This window comes from Herbiconiux sp. A18JL235 (genome assembly GCF_040939305.1).
Classification (GTDB): Bacteria; Actinomycetota; Actinomycetes; order Actinomycetales; family Microbacteriaceae; genus Herbiconiux.
Window position 1 is genome coordinate 2,942,624 of the sequence record NZ_CP162511.1, and the last position, 15,453, is coordinate 2,958,076.

Below are 15,453 nucleotides of genomic sequence, written 5' to 3' on the forward strand. Positions count from 1 at the left end.
AGCCTCTCCGGATGTTCGCTGAGTCCCGGGTGGGTAGGGTCTTCATGGACACGAAGGAAGGTACCCGCATGATCGAGCTCAAGACCCCCGCGGAGATCGAGGAGATGCGCCCCGCCGGCGCGTTCGTCGCCGAGGTGCTCACCGAGCTCTCGCGGCAGGCGGCGGTGAGCGTGAACCTGCTGAAGCTCGACCGCATCGCCCACGACATGATCAAGGCTCGCGGGGCGGAGTCGTGCTACATCGACTACCACCCGTCCTTCGGCGCATCGCCCTTCGGCAAGGTGCTCTGCACGAGCGTCAACGACGCCGTGCTGCACGGGCTGCCGTTCGATTACGCGCTCCGCGACGGCGACGTCGTGAGCCTCGACTTCGCCGCCTCGGTGAACGGGTGGGTGGCCGACTCGGCGCTCACTGTCGTCGTCGGCACGCCGCGCTCCGCCGAGGACACCAGGCTGATCGAGGTGACGACGGCGGCCCTCGAGGCGGGGATCGCCGCCGCGCAGCCGGGCGGGCGTCTCGGCGACATCTCGGCAGCGATCGGCGCTGTCGCGACCGAGGCGGGCTACGGGGTGAACACCGATTTCGGCGGCCACGGGGTGGGCCGCACCATGCACGGCGACCCGCACGTACCGAACCAGGGGCGTGCCGGGCGCGGACTGCCGCTGCGGGCCGGGCTCGTGATCGCGATCGAGCCGTGGTTCCTCGAGACCACCGACAAGATCTACACCGACAAGGACGGCTGGACGCTGCGCTCGGCCGACGGGTCGGTGGGGGCGCACATGGAGCACACGGTGGCGATCACGGAGGACGGGCCGCTCGTTCTGACGGCGCGGTAGCGGCTGCGATCCCGCGGCGCGCGTGCGGTGCGGCGCGGCGCCGCACCCGCCGCGCTACTCGGGCGGCAGCAGGTCGGGTCGCACGCGCCGCGTGCGCTCGAGCTGCTGCCCGCGGCGCCACTCGGCGATCGCCCGGTGGTTGCCGCTCAGCAGCACCGGAGGCACCTCGAGCCCGCGCCAGCTCGCCGGCTTCGTGTAGCTCGGGTACTCCAGCAGTCCGTCTTCGTGCGACTCCTCGACCAGACTGTCGGGGTTGCCGACGACGCCGGGGATGAGCCGCCCGATCGCCTCGATCATCGCCATGACGGCCACCTCGCCGCCGTTCAGCACGTAATCGCCGATGCTCACGAGGCGCACTTCGGCACGCTCGGCGGTGTTCTCGAAGACGCGCTGATCGATGCCCTCGTAGCGACCGCATCCGAACACCAGGTGCTCGCGGGTGGCAAGCTCGCGCGCCATCGCCTGGGTGAAGACGGTGCCGGCGGGCGAGGGGAAGATGACGACGGGCGCGTCGGGACCCTCGGCCGGGCCGGCCTCGGGCGCATCGCCCAGCACCGCGTCGAGTGCCTCCCCCCACGGCTCGGGTTTCATCACCATGCCCGCGCCGCCGCCGTAAGGCGTGTCGTCGACGGTGCGGTGGCGGTCGTGCGTGAAGTCGCGCAGCGAGTGCGCCGTCACCTCGAGGATTCCCGACTGGCGCGCCTTGCCGAGCAGCGAGATGTCGAGCACGTCGAAGAACTCGGGGAAGATCGTGACGACGTCGATGCGCATCCCCCCAGCGTAGCTTCGCCGCTCAGACTGAGCCGCCGCACGCGGTAGCCGAGACGCGCACCTGGCCGATGGCGGTTCGAAACCGCACGAATGACGAAGACCGAGGCGCATATGGCCTCGGTCTTCGAAATTCTTGCGTTAATGAACGCCGTCGGGGGGCGCGGCGGCGGGCGACGCCGCGGCAGGCGCCGGCGGCTCGTCGTCGGGCAGCTCCTCGAAGAGCCCGGCGGGCGGGGTGACCGTGACGGTGCCGGCAGCCAGGTCGACGGCGGGCACGATCGCCTTGACGAACGGCACCATCACCTCGCGGGCGTCGGCCGTCTTTACCACGAGCAGGTCTTGCGCGGGCAGGTGCTCCACCAGCTTCACGGTGCCCACCTGCTCGCCGTCGCGCAGCACACGCAGCCCGACGAGCTGGTGGTCGTACCAGGCGTCCTCCTCGTCGGAGGTGGCGTCGGCGTCGAGGTCGATCCAGAGGATCGCCTTCACCAGCGCCTCCGCCGCCGTGCGGTCGGGCACGCCCTTGAAGAACCCCACCGGATGCCCGTTGTACCAGCGCAGTTCGGCCAGTTCGAGGGTCTTCCCGTGCCAGGGCGACGAGGTCGGCACCTGGAGGGTGAACACCGCGCCCGGAACGAATCGTCGTTCCGGGTCGTCGGTGAACAGTTCGAGCTTGATCGCGCCTTTCAGGCCGTGGGCCTTGGTGAGGCGACCGACTCGGAGCTGGGTCTTCTCGTTCTCAGTAATCGGTGTCCACCACGTCCACCCGCACCCGACGTCCGTCGGCAAGTGCGGTCACGAGGGTGCGCAGCGCCTTGGCGGTGCGCCCGGAACGACCGATCACGCGGCCGAGGTCGTCGGGGTGCACACGCACCTCGAGAACCTCGCCGCGTGGTGAGCTCTTCGTGATGACCCGCACCTCGGCGGGGTTGTCGACGATCCCCTTGACGAGGTGCTCGAGTGCGGGAGCGAGCAAGGCTACGCCTTGTCCGCGGCGTCTTCGGCGGACTCGACTGCCGCCTCGTTCGCCTCGGAGTCGGTCGCTGCTGCGGCCTCGGCGTCGGCGGCGGCCTCGGCCTCGACTGCGGCGGGCTTCTCGGCCTTGGGCTTCAGCACCGGCTTCTTCTTCTCGTCGGCGACGAAGGCTTCCTTCTCGCCCTTGACCTTGACGGTCGACACGGCGTCTTTGTCGCCCTTGAACTTGCCCCAGTCGCCGGTGAGCTTCAGCAGCGCGGCGACCTGCTCGGTGGGCTGCGCGCCGACCGAGAGCCAGTACTGGGCGCGGTCGGAGTCGACCTGGATGAGCGAGGGCTCCTCGGTCGGGTGGTACAGACCGATCTCCTCGATGACGCGACCGTCGCGCTTGGTGCGCGAGTCGGCGACGACGATGCGGTAGTAGGGCGCACGGATCTTGCCGAGGCGCTTCAGACGGATTTTGACAGCCACAATTCTCCTGTGTGATCTATGAGGTGGGCGAACTGACGACCGTGAGCGTGGGGGCACACTCGGCACAAGCTCTGAGGGATTCCGTCACGGCCTGATTAGAGGGTCGGGCGCAGACGGACTCGACTGGCTATTCTGACAGATAACGCCGCACAAGCGGTAATTCTCGAGGGGTGCAGATGGAGATCAAGTTCGCCGAGTCGGAGCGCTCGACCCTCGGGATCGAGTGGGAGGTCGCCATGGTGGAGCGATCCTCCGGCGATCTGGTCTCGGCGGCCGACGTCGTGCTCACGGCCCTTCGGGGCGAGGGCGACGCCCCGCATCCGCACATCACCGAGGAGCTGCTGCTCAACACGGTCGAGCTCGTCAGCGGCGTGCACCACACGGTGTCGGATGCGGTCGACGACCTCCAGGGGCAGCTCGCCGAGGTGCGCGCCATCACCGACCCGCTCGACGTGGAGCTCATGTGCGCGGGCTCGCATCCCTTCGGTCAGTGGTTCGAGCAGACGGTGACCGACAAGGAGCGCTACCACAAGCTCATCGACCGCACGCAGTGGTGGGGTCGCAACATGATGATCTGGGGCATCCACGTGCACGTGGGCATCGACGATCGCGAGAAGGCGCTGCCGGTGGCGAACTCGCTGCTCGACTACTACCCGCACCTGCAGGCGCTCAGCGCCTCGAGCCCGTTCTGGGGCGGCGTGAACACGGGGTACGCCAGCAACCGGGCGCTCATGTTCCAGCAGTTGCCCACCGCGGGGCTCCCCTACCAGTTCGGCAGCTGGGCGAACTACGAGGAGTACGTCGCCGACCTGGTGAAGACCGGGGTGATCAGCGACCACACCGAGGTGCGGTGGGACGTGCGGCCGAGCCCGCAGTGGGGAACCGTCGAGATGCGGGCCTGCGACGGGCTGTCGAGCCCGGAGGAGATCGGGGCGGTGGCCGCGTTCATCCAGTGCCTCGTCGACGACATGTCGGAGAAGCTCGACGCCGGCGAGGTGCTTCCCACGATGCAGCCGTGGTTCGTGCGCGAGAACAAATGGCGCGCGGCCCGCTACGGCATGGATGCGGAGATCATCTTGAACGCCGCCGGCGACGAGGAGCCGGTGTCGGATGCGATCCGCCGCGAGCTGGAACGCCTCGCCCCGGTCGCCGAACGGCTCGATTGCGTGGCCGAGCTCGACCAGGTGAACCTCATCCTCGACAACGGCGCCAGCTACCAGCGCCAGCTCAGGGTCGCCGAGCAGAACGGCGGCAGCCTCCGCGCCGTCGTCTCCTCCCTCACCAAGGAACTCCGCCACGGACTGAAGCCCCTCCCCGCCAAACCCGAGGAGCCCCAGGAAGACTTCGTCATCTAGAAGGCACCCGCACCCACCCGCAACTCGGAGGCGAGCCGCACCGCAACGGGCCCTTCCCAGACAACCCAAGGTGAAGGGGTGGCCGCGCCAGCGACCACCCCTTCACATGTCGCGCCGCGCCGGGCAAGGACCGGCGCGGCCGGCCGGAGCCGCGCGCAGCACGGCCCCGGCCGCAGCCAGCACAGTCAGCGCACTGAGTCGCGCCACTTTACGAGGTCGCGCACCTCGTCCATGGCGATGTCGGGGCCGGAGACGCCGAGGGTGAAGAGGGTGACGCCGAGTTCGAGCTGACGGTCGCGGTCGCGGAGGGTGGAGTTGTCGGCCGAGCGGGTGCCGACCGAGATCTCGATGTCGGAGACGTCGCGCTCGACCTTCTCGCACCACTCGCCGAGCACTCCGAGCTTCCGCTCGAGGGTTTCGGTGTCGGAGAAGGAGTGCCAGATGTCGGCGTGCTGGGCGACGATGCGGAGCGTCTTCTTCTCGCCGCCACCGCCGATCAGCACGGGGATGTCGCGGGTGGGCGCGGGGTTGAGCTTCGCCCAGCGCGCCTCGATGCGCGGCATCGCCTCCGAGAGCGCGTCGAGGCGCTGGCCTGCGGTGCCGAACTCGTAGCCGTACTCGTCGTAGTCGCGCTCGAACCAGCCCGAGCCGATGCCGAACACGAGCCGGCCCTCCGCGCCGTCCTTCGCACTGATGTGGTCGACGGTGCGGGCCATGTCGGCGAGCAGGTCGGGGTTGCGGTAGCTGTTGCAGGTGACCAGCGGGCCGAACTGGATGCGCGTGGTCTGCTCGGCCCAGGCGGCGAGCATGGTCCACCCCTCGAAGTGCAGGCCGTCGGGCTCGCCCGAGAGCGGGTAGAAGTGGTCCCAGTTGAAGGCGACGTCGACGTCGAGGTCTTCGAGCTCGGCGAGGGTGTCGCGGATGGTGGCGTAGGAGGAGTGCTGGGGGGCGATCTGCACGCCGACGCGCACAGGGCGGGAGGTTGTGGTCATGAGTGTCAGCTTAGGCACCCTGACCCCCTGCGCGGCAGCCGCCTCCGGAGAAGTCCCCGAGTGGTCAGCGGAGGAACCGCTGCAACGCCTCGAGCTCTTCGGGGCTGGGGTTCGCGGAGCCGTTCGCGGCCTTCGAGCCCAGCCCGAAACCTGCGCCCCCGCTCGTGCTAGCGGTCACCGCCGGCTTCTCGCCTGCCGCCCGTGCCGCGTTCTCAGCTGCGCGCTTCGCCGGGTTGCCCGAGCGCGATCCGCTCTTCTTCTTCGCCTGCTGCTTGCCGCGCCCGCCCCCGAAGCCGGCGCCCGGGATGGGGCCCATGCCGGGAACGTTCGGCACGCCGCCCTTGGCCACCGTCTTCATCATCTTCGCCGCCTGCTCGAACCTCTGCACGAGCGAGTTGACGTCGGTGACCGTCATGCCCGAGCCGCGCGCGATGCGCAGGCGCCGTGAGCCGTTCAGGAGCTTGGGGTTCGTGCGCTCGGCGGGGGTCATCGACTGGATGATCGCCTCGGTGCGCACGATCTCGCGCTCGTCGAAGTTCTCCAGCTGCTGCTTCAGACCGCCTGCGCCGGGCAGCATGCCCATCATCTTCTTGATGGAGCCGACGTTGCGCAGCTGCTGCATCTGCTTCAGGAAGTCGTCGAGCGTGAAGCTGTCGGTCGCGAACTTCTCGGCGACCTTGCGCGCCTCTTCCTCGTCGAAGGCCGACTGCGCCTGCTCGATGAGGGAGAGGATGTCGCCGAGGTCGAGGATGCGCGACGCCATCCGGTCGGGATGGAATGCCTCGAAGTCGTCGAGGGTCTCACCGGTCGAGGCGAAGATGATGGGGCGGCCGGTGACCGAGGCCACCGAGAGCGCGGCACCACCGCGGGAGTCGCCGTCGAGCTTCGTGAGCACGACGCCTGTGAAGTCGACGCCCTCCTGGAAGGCGCGGGCCGTGGCCACGGCGTCTTGACCCATGATGGAGTCGATGACGAAGAGCACCTCGTCGGGGTTCGTCGCACGGCGGATGTCGGCGGCCTGCTTCATCATGTCAGCGTCGACGCCGAGCCGGCCTGCGGTGTCGATGATGACCGTGTCGTACTGCTTGTCGACCGCGAACTTGATGGAGTCTTTCGCGACCTGCACCGGGTTGCCCACCCCGTTGCCGGGCTCGGGCGCGTAGACCGCGACCCCCGCCTGCCCACCCACGATCTGCAGCTGGTTGACGGCGTTCGGGCGCTGCAGGTCGGCGGCGACGAGCAGCGGCGTGTGGTTGTCTTTGGCGAGCCACTTGGCGAGCTTGCCGGCCAGGGTCGTCTTACCGGCACCCTGGAGGCCCGCGAGCATGATGATTGTCGGCGGGCGCTTGGCGAACTCGAGCCGCCGCTGCTGACCGCCGAGGATCTGCACGAGCTCCTCGTTGACGATCTGCACGACCTGCTGCGCGGGGTTCAGCGCACGGTTCACCTCGTCGCCGAGGGCGCGCTCGCGCACCTTGCCGGTGAACTCCTTCACGACCTCGAGCGCGACGTCGGCGTCGAGCAGGGCGCGGCGGATCTCGCGGACCGTCGAGTCGACGTCGGCCGGGCTCAGCTTGCCCTTCGTGCGGAGGTTCTTGAAGGTTTCCGAGAGCCTGTCCGAGAGATTTCCAAAAGTAGCCATGGTGCACTCAGTTTAACCGGTGCGGGGCCGGGAGCTCGGCGTGCTCTGGGCGAACACTCGATTCGTTAGCAATGCTAATTAGCGTATGCTAACGATATGTCCGCTGTCCTTCCCGCCGCACCCGCGCATCCGTTCGCCGCCGAGCTGCGTGGGGCGACGCTGCGGCTGGCCCGCCGGCTGCGGCTCGAGAAGGCCGACGACGAGCTGAGCGACGGTCAGACCAGCGTGCTCGCCTACCTCGAACGTCGCGGGGCCCAGTCGCCGGCCGCCCTCAGCGCCTTCGAGCACGTGAGCCCGCCGTCGATGAACCGCACCCTCAACGCCCTGCAGGAGGCAGGTTACGTCGATCGCACGCCGAGCTCCGACGACCGGCGCATGGTGTCGGTGTCGTTGACGGATGCGGGGCGTGCCGTCGTGCAGGAGACCCGCCGCCGACGAGACGCCTGGCTCGAGCAGCGACTCGACGAGCTGAGCGCCGACGAGCGCCACGCGCTCACCGAGGCCGCGACGATCATCCGGAAGCTGTTGGAGGCGTGAGCGCCGTCTTCCGTTCCCTGGCGACGATCGACTACCGCATCTGGTTCGCCGGCGCCCTGGTGTCGAATGTGGGCACCTGGATGCAGCGCACGGCCCAGGACTGGATCGTGCTCACCGAGCTGAGCGACCACGATGCCGTCGCGCTCGGCATCACGACGGCGCTGCAGCTCGGGCCGCAACTGCTGCTCGTGCCGCTGTCGGGCCTCATCGCCGACCGCTTCGACCGCCGCCGCACGCTCATGCTCACGCAGCTGGCGATGGGCCTGCTCGGCGCGGCCCTCGGCGCGATCGTGCTGGCGGGGGTCGCGCAGCTGTGGATCGTCTACGTGTTCGCGCTGCTGCTCGGCATCGCGTCGGCGATCGACGCCCCGGTGCGGCAGACCTTCGTATCGGAGCTCGTGACCGGGCCGAACCTCGGCAACGCCGTCGCGCTCAACTCGGCGTCGTTCAACGCCGCGCGCACCATCGGGCCCGCCGTGGCGGGGCTGCTCGTCGTCGCGGTCGGGGCGGGGTGGGTGTTCCTCATCAACGCCGTCTCGTTCGTGGCCGTGCTGGTGTCGCTGAGGTTCATCCGCCCCTCGCGGCTCGTTCCGGTGACGCGGGCGCCGCGCAGCAAGGGCCAGCTGCTCGAGGGTTTCCGCTACGTGCGGGGCCGGCCCGACCTCCTCGTGATCTTCGTCATCGTGTTCGTCATCGGCACCTTCGGCTTCAACTACGCCATCTTCACCTCGACCATGGCGACCGTGGAGTTCGGACTCGACTCGGCGGGCTTCGGGCTGCTCACCTCGATCATGGCGGTGGGCTCGGTGGCGGGCGCCCTGCTCTCCGCGAGCCGCGACAAGCCGCGCGGGCGGCTCGTGGTGACCGCCTCGCTGGGGTTCGGCCTGTCGGCACTCGCCGCCGCGCTCTCGCCCGGCTACGCGTTCTTCGCGATGGCGCTCGTCGCCATCGGATTCGCCGGCCAGGTGCTCATGACGACGGCGAACGGCACGGTGCAGACCACCACCGACCCGGCCATGCGCGGGCGCGTCATGGCGCTGTACATGGCCATCTTCATGGGCGGCACCCCGATCGGCGCGCCCGTGCTGGGGGCGGTGGCGAATACGCTCGGGCCGCGCTGGGCACTCGGCGTCGCCGCGCTCGCCGGGGTGGTCGCGTTCGTCATCGGTGCGGTGTGGCTCGTGGTGTACCGCGACGCGCGGCTGCGGTGGGTGGAGCGCGTGGCGGGCGGGGCGGCGCTGCGGCTGCGGGTGCCGCTGCGGCTCGAGTTCGGCCCGGGCGACCGGATGCGCGACCAGGTCACCGCGACGGGGTCGTTCTCGGGGGTGGCGGCCTCCGAGGAGTTGCGGGAGGACCTCGAGACCGAGGAGGCCGACGCGCGCCGGGCCTGAAGCGCGTCCCGGGCCCGGGACGTGCGACAGTGAGGTCATGAGGCACGGAATCGTCATCCTCCCCCAGCACTCGTGGCCCGAGTCTGAGCGCCGCTGGCGGCTCGCCGAAGAACTCGGCTTCGCCCATGCCTGGACCTACGACCACCTGTCGTGGCGGTCGCTCGCCGATCAGCCGTGGGGCGCATCCGTTCCCACGCTGACCGCCGCGGCGGTGGTGACGTCGCGCATCCGTCTCGGGTTGTTCGTGGCGTCGCCGAACTTCCGGCACCCGGTGCCGTTCGCGAAGGAGCTGGGCACGCTCGACGACGTGTCGGGAGGGCGGTTCGTGCTCGGCGTGGGGTCAGGCGGCACGGGGTTCGACGCCTCGGTGCTGGGGCAGGCGCAGCTGACGCCTCGCCAACGCCACGAGCGGTTCGCGGAGTTCGTCGAGCAGCTGGATGCGCTGCTGCGGTACGAGGAGGGCGGCTCGCGCTCGGGCTTCTCCTTCGACGGGAAGTGGTTCGCGGCGCGCGACGCCCGCATGGTGGGGACTCCGGCACAGTCGCCGCGGCTCCCCTTCGTCGTGGCCGCCAACGGGCCCAAGGGTCTGGCGCTCGCGGCGCGCTACGGCCAGGGCTGGGTGACCACCGCGCACGACGACCTCGTGGGCGCGGAGCGCTGGCGACTGCTCGCCGAGCTCTGCCGCAGGCTCGACGACGCGCTGGCCGCCGCAGGGCGCGACCCGCGCTCGATCGACCGGTACCTCTCGCTCGACTCCGAGGCGTTCTTCTCGCTCTCGAGCGTCGGCGCGTGGGACGACGCGGTCGGCAACGCCGCCGAGCTCGGCTTCACCGACGTCATCGCCCACTGGCCACGCGACTCCGGCATCTACGCCGGGTCGGAGGAGGTGCTGGTCGAGGTGGCCTCGCGCTTCGCCGGCTGAGGCCGTCTCGGGTGCCGGGGCGGGCCTTCGCTCGGCCGAGTGCCGCGGTCTCCGGTGGCGTGGCGAGCATCCGTTCGCCTGCCCCCATAATCGAACCATGACGGGCGACGAGCGGGAGGTGCCCGAGGCGACCAGACCGGCCGGCACGCGGGCGGCGAGCGTGTTCGATGTGGCGAAGGTCGCCGGGGTGTCGCATCAGACCGTGTCGCGGGTGCTCAACGACCATCCGAACGTGCGCGCCTCGACCCGGCAGAAGGTGCTCGACGCCATGTCGGAGCTCAGCTACCGGCCCAACTTCGCGGCGCGGACGCTGTCGTCGAGCCGGTCGCGCATCCTCGGCATCCTGTCGACGTCGAGCGGGGAGTACGGGCCGGCCTCGACCATCGCCGCGGTCGAGGCGGCGGCGCGACGGCGGGGCTACAGCGTGAGCATCGCGAACGCCGACGGGCTCGACCCCGCCTCGGTGGCCGAGGCGCTCGACCATCTCGGGAACCTGTCGGCGGAGGGCATCATCGTCGTGGCTCCGCAGCTGGGGGTGATGGATGCGCTTGTCGCCGCCTCGTTCACGATCCCGTACGTGACGACGCAGGAGCTCGCGCTGGCGGGGGGCGCGCGCGGCGGGTTCCGTGGCGCGGGTGCGGGCGCGGCGGGTGGCGCGGGCGCGGGCGGGGCGGGCGCAGCGGGTGGCGCCGGTGCGGCGGACGACACCGGTGGGGCGGGCGCGGGCGTGGCGGGTGGCGCCGGTGCGGCGGGTTCGCCGGGCGGCGCCCGTGGCGCAGGCGCGGCGGGCGGCGCCGGGCTGGCGCCCGACCAGGTCGCGGGAGCGCGGCGGGCGGTGGCCCATCTCGCCGGTCTCGGCCACCGGCGCATCGGGCACATCGCGGGCCCCGCCGACTGGATCGATGCGCGCTCGCGCCGCGTGGGGTTCGAGCGGGAGCTCGCCGACCGCGGGCTCAGTGCCGCCGCCGTGGCGACCGGCGACTGGAGCGCCGCGTCGGGCTACCGCGCCTTCGGCGAGCTCGCCGAGTTCGACGTCACCGCCGTGTTCTCGTCGAACGACCAGATGGCGCTCGGCGTGCTGCACGCGGCGCACGACGCGGGGCTCGCCGTTCCGCGCGACCTCAGCGTCGTGGGTTTCGACGACGCGCCCGAGGCCGCGCACTACCTGCCGCCGCTCACCACGGTGCGCCAGGACTTCGCCGAGATCGGGCGCCTCGCGGTCGACCGACTTCTCGACGGGGCGACGGATGCGCGCGACCGGTCGTCGGAGACCCGCCTCGTGGTGCGGCACTCGACCTCGTCGCCGTCTCGCTGATCGGTTTTCCCCAGCCGACGGCTCTGAGAAGTCATCCACAATCAAGGGCTGGTTGTTCCCCTCGGCACCCCCGTGCCGTACACTGATCGACGAATTGTGATCGATCACAATGCCGTGATGCGAGCCGGGAGAACGCGCTCCCCGCTCGAGTGAGGAGCTCCCATGACGTCAGCCGTCCCCCCGGAGGCGACGAGCCCCGAGGCCGCCGCCATCCTCGGCAGGCGCACGTCCCTCGGCATCGAGTTCGGGTCGACCCGCATCAAGGCGTGCCTGATCGACGACGACGCCACCGTGCTCGCCGTGGGGTCGCACGACTGGGAGAACAGCTTCGTCGATCGCCTCTGGACGTATCCGCTCGACGAGGTCTGGACAGGCCTCCAGTCGGCCTACGCGGCGCTCGTCGCCGACGCCGAGGAGCGTCACGGCGTGCGGCCCGAGGGCTTCGGTGCCATCGGCGTCTCCGCCATGATGCACGGCTACCTGCCGTTCGACTCCGCCGGCGAACTGCTCGTGCCGTTCCGCACCTGGCGCAACACGACCACCGGCGTGGCCGCGGCCGAGCTCACCGAGCTCTTCGGCGTGAACATCCCGCTGCGCTGGTCGATCGCCCACCTGCACCAGGCGGTGGTCGACGCCGAGCCGCACGTGGCGGAGATCGACTTCGTCACTACCCTCGCCGGGTACGTTCACCGGAAGCTCACCGGCCGCCGTGTGCTCGGTGTCGGCGATGCCTCCGGCATGTTCCCGATCGACTCCACGACGAGGGACTACGACGCAGAGCTGCTCGAGCGCTACGCCGGGCTCGCCGCCCCGCGTGCGGCCGGCATCGACCTCGCTGCCGTGCTCCCCGAAGTGCTCGTGGCCGGCGAGGCCGCGGGCGAGCTCACCGCGGAGGGGGCGGCGCTGCTCGACCCCACGGGGGCACTCGCCCCCGGCATCCCGTTCTGTCCGCCGGAGGGCGACGCCGGCACGGGCATGGTCGCCACCGACGCCGTCGCTCCCCGCACCGGCAACGTGAGCGCGGGCACGAGCATCTTCGCCATGGTGGTGCTCGAACGCCCTCTCGGCGGCCTCCACCACGAGCTCGACCTGGTCACCACACCCGCCGGCGACACCGTCGCGATGGTGCACTGCAACAACGGGGCGAGCGAGCTCGCCGCGTGGGCCGGCCTGTTCGGCGCCTTCTCGACGGCTGCGGGTACCCCGCTCGGCTCCGACGCGGTGTTCGACGCCCTCTTCGGCGCAGCCCTCGAGGGTGAGGCCGACGCCGGCGGGCTCCTCGCCTACAACCACCTCGCGGGCGAACCCATCGCCGGGCTCGACGAGGGCCGACCGCTGGTGGTGCGGAGCCCCGACAGCAGACTCACCCTCCCCAACTTCGTGCGGGCACAACTCTACGGGGTGTTCGGCACCCTCAGCCTGGGCATGCGCGTGCTGAGCGACGAGGGGGTCGAGCTCGACCGCATGTTCGCGCACGGAGGGATGTTCCGCACAGCAGGGGTCGCGCAGCGCTTCCTCGCCGGCGCGCTCGACGCCCCCGTGGCGGTCGCCGCCACCGCCTCCGAGGGCGGGGCCTGGGGCATCGCCGTGCTCGCGTCGTTCCTCAGGGCACGCACGCAGGCCGCCGGGGCGGGCCAGGCACTCGACCTCGGCGCCTACCTCGACGACACGGTGTTCGCGGGCGCGGAGTTCTCGACCGCCGAGCCGCTTGCGAGCGACGTCGCCGGCTTCGCCGCCTATCTCGAGCGCTACCGCGCCGGCCTCGCCGTCGAGCGCGCCGCCGTCGAGAACCTCGGCTGACCCACCGACCGCCGCACACCGTCCGACTCCGCTCGCACTCCGCCCCCGCCACCCGACCACCGCCACCGCGCGAACCAAGGCCACACACCAGCCACCGACCACCGCACCACCCGCGCCCCGACGGGGCACCGCATCCGCCCCGCCCCGACCGCTCCACCGCATCCGCCCCACCAGGAAGGACCGACACCGTGACCACCACGGAGCCACCCGCCGTACCCGCCCATCTCGAGGAGACGATCGCGCGCCTGCGCACCGAGGTCGCCGCGCTGCACGCCCAGCTCACCCGCTACGGCCTCGTGGTGTGGACGGGTGGCAACATCTCGGGCCGTGTGCCGGGAGCCGACCTCTTCGTCATCAAGCCCTCCGGCGTCGACTACGACGACCTCGCCGCCGACAACATGATCCTCTGCGACCTCGACGGGAACGTCGTTCCGGGAACCCCCGGTTCCGACCGCTCCCCCTCGAGCGACACCGCCGCTCACGCCTACGTCTACCGCAACATGCCCGACGTGGGCGGTGTCGTGCACACCCACTCGCCCTACGCCGTGGCCTGGGCGGCGCTCGGCGAGCCGATCCCCTGCGTCACCACGGCGATGGCAGACGAGTTCGGCGGCGAGGTGCCCATCGGCCCGTTCGCCATCATCGGCGACGACTCCATCGGCCGCGGCATCGTGGAGACCCTCCAGGGCCACCGCTCCCGCGCCGTGCTGATGAAGAACCACGGCCCGTTCACCATCGGCAAAGACGCACGCGACGCCGTCAAAGCAGCGGTGATGGTCGAAGACGTGGCCCGCACCGTGCACTTCTCCCGCCAGCTCGGCACCCCGCAGCCGATCGCCCCCGAGGCCATCGACGCCCTCTTCGACCGCTACCAGAACGTCTACGGACAGAACCCGACAGGATCACTGAATTGAGCACTCGCACTCCTCTCTCCACCTCCCTCGACCCCTACGAGATCTGGTTCTTCACCGGCAGCCAGAACCTCTACGGCGAGGAGACCCTGCGCCAGGTCGCCGAGCAGTCGCAGGAGATCGCGGCGACCCTCGAGGCCGCCTCCAGCATTCCCGTGAAGATCGTCTGGAAGCCCGTGCTGAAAGACTCCGAGTCGATCCGCCGCGCCGCCCTCGACGTCAACGCCGACGACTCGGTGATCGGCGTCATCGCCTGGATGCACACCTTCAGCCCCGCCAAGATGTGGATCGCCGGTCTCGACGCCCTGCAGAAGCCGCTGCTGCACCTGCACACCCAGGCCAACGTCGAACTCCCCTACGCCGAGATCGACTTCGACTTCATGAACCTCAACCAGGCGGCGCACGGCGACCGCGAGTTCGGGTACATCCAGACCCGCCTCGGCGTGGCCCGCAAGACCGTCGTGGGTCACGCCTCGAACCCCGAGGTGCAGTCGAAGATCGGCGAGTGGGCTCGCGCCGCCGCCGGCTGGCAGGCCGTCAAGACGCTGAAGCTCGCTCGCTTCGGCGACAACATGCGCTACGTCGCCGTGACCGAGGGCGACAAGACCGAGGCCGAGCTGAAGTTCGGCGTGCAGGTGAACACCTGGGGCGTCAACGAGCTGGCGGATGCGGTGGCCGCCGCTCCGGAGTCGGAGATCGACGCGCTGGTGGCCGAGTACGAAGAGCTCTACGACGTCGTGCCCGAGCTCCGCGCGGGCGGCGACCGCCACCAGTCGCTGCGCGACGGTGCCGCCATCGAGATCGGTCTGCGCTCGTTCCTCGAGGAGGGCGGCTTCGGTGCCTTCACCACGAGCTTCGAAGACCTGGGCGCGCTGAAGCAGCTGCCCGGCCTCGCGGTGCAGCGCCTCATGGCCGAGGGCTACGGCTTCGGCGCCGAGGGTGACTGGAAGACGGCGATCCTCGTGCGCGCCGCGAACGTGATGGGCGCAGGCCTCCCCGGCGGCGCGAGCCTCATGGAGGACTACACCTACGACCTCGTCCCCGGAGCCGAGACCATCCTCGGCGCCCACATGCTCGAGGTGAGCCCGTCGCTCACCTCCGCCAAGCCGAGCCTCGAGATCCACCCGCTCGGCATCGGCGGCAAAGACGACCCCGTGCGCCTCGTGTTCACCGCCGACCCCGGCCCCGCCGTCGTGGTGGCGATGAGCGACCTGCGCGACCGCTTCCGGCTCGTGGCGAACGTCGTCGAGGTGGTCGAGCCGCGGGCGGCGCTCCCCCACCTCCCCGTCGGCCGCGCCGTCTGGCGCCCTGCGCCCGACTTCGCCACCTCGGCCGCGGCCTGGCTGACGGCAGGCGCCGCGCACCACACGGTGATGTCGACGGCCGTGGGCATCGAGGTCTTCGAAGACTTCGCCGCCATCGCCCGCACCGAGCTCCTCCGCATCGACGCCGACACCACCCTGCGCGGCTTCGCCAACGAGGTGCGCTGGAACCAGGCGTACTACCGGCTCGCCCAGGGCCTGTAGGTTCTCGGG

Annotated in this window: 15 protein-coding genes; 9 read left to right on the forward strand and 6 right to left on the reverse strand. The window is 70.7% G+C overall.

The genetic code is table 11. The features are described 5' to 3' along the window. Window positions 1-68 precede the first annotated feature (68 nt). Window positions 69-836: a type I methionyl aminopeptidase gene (gene map, locus ABFY20_RS13765; RefSeq protein WP_368499797.1), complete on the forward strand. Its 768-nt coding sequence runs from the start codon at window positions 69-71 to the stop codon at window positions 834-836. A gap of 54 nt (window positions 837-890) precedes the next feature. Here the strand turns inward: map and trmD are convergent, their stop codons facing one another. The 4 genes from trmD to rpsP form a co-directional block, all read right to left on the reverse strand. Beyond that, window positions 891-1,607: a tRNA (guanosine(37)-N1)-methyltransferase TrmD gene (trmD, locus tag ABFY20_RS13770; RefSeq protein ID WP_368496794.1), complete on the reverse strand. Its 717-nt coding sequence runs from the start codon at window positions 1,605-1,607 to the stop codon at window positions 891-893. A gap of 138 nt (window positions 1,608-1,745) precedes the next feature. Continuing rightward, on the reverse strand, window positions 1,746-2,396 hold the full coding sequence (rimM, locus tag ABFY20_RS13775) for a ribosome maturation factor RimM (RefSeq protein ID WP_368496795.1): 651 nt from the start codon (window positions 2,394-2,396) through the stop codon (window positions 1,746-1,748). After that, window positions 2,347-2,583 (reverse strand): RNA-binding protein, encoded by a 237-nt coding sequence (locus tag ABFY20_RS13780; RefSeq protein WP_171704072.1) that lies wholly within the window; start codon window positions 2,581-2,583, stop codon window positions 2,347-2,349. Before ABFY20_RS13780 ends, rimM begins: the two co-directional genes overlap by 50 nt. Before the next feature lie 2 nt (window positions 2,584-2,585). Beyond that, a complete protein-coding gene (gene rpsP / locus ABFY20_RS13785; RefSeq protein ID WP_368496796.1) occupies window positions 2,586-3,053 on the reverse strand; it encodes a 30S ribosomal protein S16 in 468 nt (155 codons plus the stop codon). A gap of 176 nt (window positions 3,054-3,229) precedes the next feature. Here rpsP and ABFY20_RS13790 point away from each other — a divergent pair, with 176 nt between their 5' ends. Beyond that, window positions 3,230-4,408 (forward strand): glutamate--cysteine ligase, encoded by a 1,179-nt coding sequence (locus ABFY20_RS13790; protein WP_368496797.1) that lies wholly within the window; start codon window positions 3,230-3,232, stop codon window positions 4,406-4,408. Window positions 4,409-4,593: 185 nt separating this feature from the next. Here ABFY20_RS13790 and ABFY20_RS13795 read toward each other — a convergent pair whose 3' ends face one another. After that, on the reverse strand, window positions 4,594-5,400 hold the full coding sequence (locus ABFY20_RS13795) for an LLM class F420-dependent oxidoreductase (protein WP_368496798.1): 807 nt from the start codon (window positions 5,398-5,400) through the stop codon (window positions 4,594-4,596). A gap of 64 nt (window positions 5,401-5,464) precedes the next feature. Next, window positions 5,465-7,042 carry a signal recognition particle protein gene (gene ffh / locus ABFY20_RS13800; RefSeq protein ID WP_368496799.1) on the reverse strand — a complete coding sequence of 526 codons (1,578 nt, stop codon included), beginning with the start codon at window positions 7,040-7,042 and terminating at the stop codon, window positions 5,465-5,467. A gap of 96 nt (window positions 7,043-7,138) precedes the next feature. Between ffh and ABFY20_RS13805 the strand changes: the two genes are divergently transcribed. From ABFY20_RS13805 to araA, 7 genes are all read left to right on the forward strand, one after another. Then, a complete protein-coding gene (locus tag ABFY20_RS13805; protein WP_368496800.1) occupies window positions 7,139-7,579 on the forward strand; it encodes a MarR family transcriptional regulator in 441 nt (146 codons plus the stop codon). After that, a complete protein-coding gene (locus tag ABFY20_RS13810) occupies window positions 7,576-8,970 on the forward strand; it encodes an MFS transporter (protein ID WP_368496801.1) in 1,395 nt (464 codons plus the stop codon). Before ABFY20_RS13805 ends, ABFY20_RS13810 begins: the two co-directional genes overlap by 4 nt. Window positions 8,971-9,007: 37 nt before the next feature. Beyond that, complete coding sequence (locus tag ABFY20_RS13815) at window positions 9,008-9,892, forward strand: LLM class flavin-dependent oxidoreductase (RefSeq protein WP_368496802.1); 885 nt, start codon at window positions 9,008-9,010, stop codon at window positions 9,890-9,892. A 97-nt stretch (window positions 9,893-9,989) separates the two neighbouring features. After that, window positions 9,990-11,207 (forward strand): LacI family DNA-binding transcriptional regulator, encoded by a 1,218-nt coding sequence (locus ABFY20_RS13820; RefSeq protein ID WP_368496803.1) that lies wholly within the window; start codon window positions 9,990-9,992, stop codon window positions 11,205-11,207. Between the two features lie 162 nt (window positions 11,208-11,369). Continuing rightward, window positions 11,370-13,007: a xylulokinase gene (locus ABFY20_RS13825; protein WP_368496804.1), complete on the forward strand. Its 1,638-nt coding sequence runs from the start codon at window positions 11,370-11,372 to the stop codon at window positions 13,005-13,007. Window positions 13,008-13,195: 188 nt separating this feature from the next. Further along, complete coding sequence (locus ABFY20_RS13830; protein WP_368496805.1) at window positions 13,196-13,921, forward strand: L-ribulose-5-phosphate 4-epimerase; 726 nt, start codon at window positions 13,196-13,198, stop codon at window positions 13,919-13,921. After that, window positions 13,918-15,444 carry an L-arabinose isomerase gene (araA, locus tag ABFY20_RS13835; RefSeq protein WP_368496806.1) on the forward strand — a complete coding sequence of 509 codons (1,527 nt, stop codon included), beginning with the start codon at window positions 13,918-13,920 and terminating at the stop codon, window positions 15,442-15,444. Before ABFY20_RS13830 ends, araA begins: the two co-directional genes overlap by 4 nt. Window positions 15,445-15,453: the final 9 nt, after the last annotated feature.